Here is a 1,018-nt window from a genome sequence, read left to right as displayed (position 1 = left end):
TCGTGATGGAGGCGTGGGATCCGTCGATCAAGTCGAACACCACATTCTCGCACGCCTGGGGGTCGGCGCCGGCCAACGTCGTGCCCCGGTTCGTCGCCGGGGTCAGGCCGCTCGCGCCCGGCGCCCGCGAGGTGCTGATCGCCCCGCAGCCGGGTCCGCTGGACTGGTTGCGGGCGAAGGTCCCGACGATCCGCGGGCCGATCGAGGTGGCGCTCGACCGCCGTGACGGGTTCCGGCTGGTCGTCGACCTGCCGGCCAACGTGACCGGCCGCATCGAGCTCGACCTGGCTCAGCTCGGTGTCGCCGACGCCCGTGCGCTGCACGTGCGGTCCGAGGGCCGCGCGCCGCGCGACCGGATCGCCGACGGGCGGCTCGTGGTCGACCAGGTCGAGCCGGGCCGGACGATCGTCGGCTCCGACAACCGCGGTTGACGGGCGGGTTCTGAACAGACAGCGGGCGGTCACCCTGGAAGTGGCCGCCCGCTGTCCTGTCTGGAATCTTGGCCGGATCCGGCCACCACAACGCCTTCATCTCCGTGGCATCGCGCGGTAACTTCCCTGAAACGATTCATGAGAGTGGATCATCTGCCGCCCGATGAGGAGAGTCAGGTGTCCCGACGACCCGCGCACCCGCTGACCGCCGCACTCGCCACCGCCACGCTCGCCGCCGCCCTGTTGGTCAACGCCTCCGGCGCGGCCGCCGCGCCAGGCCACGCCCCGGAGACCCCGACGGGGCTGACGGTCGACGACCGGGAGCACCCGCTGAACGTGGAGGGCCCACCCCGGTTCAGCTGGCTGCCGCGGGACCGGGACCCCGGCGAGGTGCAGACCGCGTACCGGATCACCGTCGCCGAACCGGGCGGCGCCCTGGTGTGGGACTCGGGCGAGGTCGCCTCCGGACAGCAGTCGTACGTCCGGTACGCCGGGCCGGCGCTGCGCTCCGGCGCCGCGTACGAGTGGTCGGTGCGCACCTGGGACCGCACCGGCCAGCAGTCGCCGACGGCGACCGGCCGGTTCGA

1 protein-coding gene and 1 pseudogene are annotated in these 1,018 nt (G+C 73.3%); both read left to right on the top strand.

Features of this window, described 5'->3' with window-relative positions:
• The coding region (locus tag AB0M52_RS34170; RefSeq protein WP_363962045.1) for an alpha-L-rhamnosidase C-terminal domain-containing protein at window positions 1-431 on the top strand (431 nt) is incomplete at its 5' end.
• A 177-nt stretch (window positions 432-608) separates the two neighbouring features.
• Window positions 609-1,018 (top strand): annotated as a pseudogene (locus tag AB0M52_RS34165) (hypothetical protein); the annotation flags it as partial.

The sequence above is a fragment of the Micromonospora sp. NPDC051296 genome (assembly GCF_040682255.1).
Taxonomy (GTDB): Bacteria; Actinomycetota; Actinomycetes; order Mycobacteriales; family Micromonosporaceae; genus Micromonospora; species Micromonospora craterilacus.
The sequence above is the reverse complement of the archived record's forward strand: the minus strand, read 5'-3'. Positions and strand labels throughout refer to the sequence as shown.